The sequence below is a fragment of the Bartonella sp. AP57NXGY genome, from assembly GCF_042195805.1.
Classification (GTDB): Bacteria; Pseudomonadota; Alphaproteobacteria; order Rhizobiales; family Rhizobiaceae; genus Bartonella.
Window position 1 is genome coordinate 1 of the sequence record NZ_JBHIOZ010000094.1, and the last position, 3,470, is coordinate 3,470.

The window sequence follows — 3,470 nt, forward strand, 5'->3', positions numbered from 1 at the left end:
TTTTGTTCTGTAGAGAGAAGACTTAGAAAAAACACTTAAGTTGGAAAGTTAACATAAATATAGAACTTACTTAATTCTGTTTATATGAGACGGGATATTGCAAACTATAAACATAGGTTCGCCATGAAAGCAGAACTCCCATAGACGATTGTACATATTTTTTGTATATACTTAGGTCATTCTCGGTTGTCAAAATCTCGCAAATTTTTAAGTGTAGACCAGAATTTTTCTCTATAAACTTCGATACTTTGTATGGGGTCGGTTTCTCGAATGCAACAAAAGATGTGTTCTTTCCAAAACTTTTATAATTATCGCAATAAGTTATCAGATCTTCCATTATATTTTTTGAGGTCAGCTTGTTGTAGAACCCAAATCTAAGCATATTTTTTGAGTATCCATTTACACCGAATAGGCAGAAAAGGCCTAATTGTGTTATTCATGGTTGCATTGAATTCTTTAAAAATGACTTGCTTCCATTTTTAATATTTGTCTATATTTTCAATTGATTGCGCTTCTGAATCCATGTTTTTCTCCCCTTGCTGTATTTTATAGGAAATTGCTACGAATGATCCTCTCCAAAGCTGATAATTCATCATCATTGTGTCCCCAAATTGCTATAATAGCTGGGCAGGTATTTAAATCGATGGTTAGGGGGAGGGGCTCGTTTTCTTTAAAAAAAAGCGTAAAATGAACCATATTTTCCCAAGAATGAAGCTTTTGCCGCCATACGTTAACATCTTTTATAATATGACCGTCGATCTCGTTGATAAGGAAGATAATACGCCCTTTTTTCTTAAAGCGACTTGGGGTTTGCGAAAACACGCCTGCAATAAGGTTAACGGAGCTTTCAAGTAAACCATCTTCATAGCAATGCGCGAACAAGGTGGGTGCAATTCCTCCGTGGAGGCGGGCTCCTACTTCGATCATCACTGGACCACGAGCTGTTTGCATGATTTCCATATGCGCAGGTCCATATTCAATCCCCAGCGCGCGAATGCATTGTTTTGCATAAGAGATAAGAGGGGCATAAGAGGGATCTTGAGAATCAAGTACATCAAGCGTTTCATAAACAAAAGTACTTCCATTATGAATACCTTTTTTATATCGTGACAAACTACATATTTTTATAGCCTCTCCCTTTACAACGGCATCGACGATGTATTCCTCTCCCTCCAATCTTTCTTGAAGCAAATAGGCCTCGTTAGGTGCGCCAAAAATATTTTTTTTCTTCCAGTCGATTTCAGAGGCCCACGTTACTACTTCCTCAAGATTAGAGAAAAACAAAACACCATCACTCCCTGCAGAATCATTTGGCTTTACCACATAGCCGCTGTGGCTTTCAAAACCATCGAGAGTACAATCGTTTTTTGTAAGAATTTTTGATCGGATGTAAGATAAACCATTTTCACAAAGACGTTTTTGCATCGCTGCTTTTTTCCGTCGCCAATCGGTAGTCAAGGGGTTATTCCCAAGACAACCATAATAAGCCGCCAATTGCTCTGCACAATAGATACCTCTTTCGGCACCCGCTATTACAGCCTCTATCGTGCCGATAGGAAAGCGTTTCTTTATCTCATCTACACTATGAAGCTTCGCTTCTGCCATGCCCTTTCCCTGATAAGAAAGCATAAAGTGTGAAAAAGGAGCTGCTTGAGAGACAACACCATAACAAGCATAGCCTAATTTTTGCAAAGCAGGGCCATAGAGGGCACCCGTGGAGAAAGGGTCGACAATAAGAATAGGTTTTCTCATACTTTGTTCCGCTGTGATAAAAGGAAAAGAACATAAATAAAGATTATTAGCCCTATAAGGGGCAGAAGATAAACAGCTGCTTGAGGACCCATAAGGGCAGAGCTTGTAAGAAGACCAAGAATGACATAACCTGCCGACTGGGAGAGAGTATAAAGCATGCCGCTATAGCTTCCCACCAGCTCTGCTTGAGCCTCTGTTTTGGTCGCTTCAATCGTATGTTTGCGGGCATTAATTCGCATGGTATTCATTGAAAAGCCAATAAAAAAGCAAAAGACCACAGCCAAATAGGGCGATTGTGTGGTGCTAAAAATAAGATCAGCTACGCTCAATATAAGGGCTGGGAGAATAAATTCAAAACGAGGGATTTTGATAAAAGCAGCCAAAAAAGCGCCCATGCCCGCAACCGCACTGCAAAGCCCATAGTATTCAGAGCCAAAATTTTTCACACTCTGAAAAAGAATGGTTGCCAGCGTATTATAAGCGCAAATATGAAAGCCAATAAGTCCTATGCAGACGCATAAAAGTTTAAGCTCACGGGAGAGTCCATCCGCTTGCGGTGTAGGTGCTGGCTTCGTACCAGTTGCAAGTGCTGTGGTATCTGTAGCGTTGTATTCATCGCAAAATATAATATATCCGGCTATAAGGCTTATAATGATGTCAAACACACAAAGTGTCACAATCAAACCATTATAACCGATTTCAGCCGCTGCCCCTCGAGGGCTGGTCGCTTCTAAGAGATAACCACTTAGTGCTGCTCCCAAAAATGCGCCAATTTGCACCACTGTTTGCATAATGCGGGAAGCCTTTTGGGCGCTAATATAACCACTAAGTGCTAGTTTAGTATTATAAGTCTCGAGTGTGCTTAAGGTAATCAAAGAGAGATAGCCGATAGAGATAGAGACAGCGATAAAACCAAAGGGGGAATCAGCGTAATGGAAAAGAGCAATCAATAAAAGAAGGCTATAGATAATGATCCGCCTTTTGTATAAATCGACCAACCGCAATGAGGCTTTAATGCGCACAAGACCGCTTTTTTTCAAAAGATAGGGCATAAGGGTGCCCAAAGCCATGGTTACGCCCAGGAAAACCGATGAGGATGTTATGCGATAAGCATTCCAAAGATTACTTAAAAATAAAACCATATCAGAAAGATACAGCAGGACAACAAGCCCATAAAACCGAAACATCAGTTGTTTGTGCACATTATCCCCCCATGTTAAATACACATGCTATAAATTATACATTTTTACAAAAAGCTAATATATGTGTTGTTAGGCATGTCAAGTTTTTTCGATAGAAGCATGATACAGATTTGAACGATAACGTTTATCATAGGGATAGCTAATTTTGGAGAAACTGAGAGCGGAGGCGGTTGGTATTTTTACTGTATCTCTTGTGAGGTGCTTTTCCAATGAGGAGTTTCTTCGCTAAATGACCAGTATAGCTATGTTCTTGGGAGGGCTGTGTTTGCACTCTTAAGATTTCCTCCATTTATACTCAAGGTTTAGGTTTTTCTATTGACCGTTGTTAGATGTTGTTGTGACAATAAACTTCGTTATCTATCAGAAACATTTATGGCATTAGCGCTAAGGTATTGTATTAAAACCTTTACATGGTAGTCTGTCTGATAGAGAGGTATTATTGGTTCAGTTTTAGGAGGCTTTATTACGGCTGATTTGGGCGTCGTCGTTGTTTGAGGTCTTATTATAATATTCTTA

3 protein-coding genes and 1 pseudogene are annotated in these 3,470 nt (G+C 39.7%); all 4 read right to left on the reverse strand.

All coding sequences use genetic code 11. The features are described from left to right. Positions 1-66 precede the first annotated feature (66 nt). The gene (locus ACFIL8_RS07530; RefSeq protein ID WP_375612870.1) at positions 67-156 is read right to left on the reverse strand and encodes a YqcI/YcgG family protein; all 90 of its coding nucleotides are present in this window, start codon (positions 154-156) and stop codon (positions 67-69) included. A 151-nt stretch (positions 157-307) separates the two neighbouring features. After that, a pseudogene (locus ACFIL8_RS07535) lies at positions 308-382 on the reverse strand (YqcI/YcgG family protein); the annotation flags it as partial. A 164-nt stretch (positions 383-546) separates the two neighbouring features. Further along, the gene (locus tag ACFIL8_RS07540) at positions 547-1,752 is read right to left on the reverse strand and encodes an ATP-grasp domain-containing protein (protein ID WP_375685953.1); all 1,206 of its coding nucleotides are present in this window, start codon (positions 1,750-1,752) and stop codon (positions 547-549) included. Next, on the reverse strand, positions 1,749-2,939 hold the full coding sequence (locus tag ACFIL8_RS07545) for a hypothetical protein (RefSeq protein ID WP_375689317.1): 1,191 nt from the start codon (positions 2,937-2,939) through the stop codon (positions 1,749-1,751). The genes ACFIL8_RS07540 and ACFIL8_RS07545 overlap by 4 nt, the downstream gene beginning before the upstream one ends. Positions 2,940-3,470: the final 531 nt, after the last annotated feature.

What these genes read in the sequence shown, in the direction of transcription:
- ACFIL8_RS07530 (WP_375612870.1), bottom strand. Translation starts at nt 156, where the DNA reads ATGTACAATCGTCTATGGGAGTTCTGCTTTCATGGCGAACCTATGTTT.
- ACFIL8_RS07540 (WP_375685953.1), bottom strand. Translation starts at nt 1,752, where the DNA reads ATGAGAAAACCTATTCTTATTGTCGACCCTTTCTCCACGGGTGCCCTC.
- ACFIL8_RS07545 (WP_375689317.1), bottom strand. Translation starts at nt 2,939, where the DNA reads ATGTTTCGGTTTTATGGGCTTGTTGTCCTGCTGTATCTTTCTGATATG.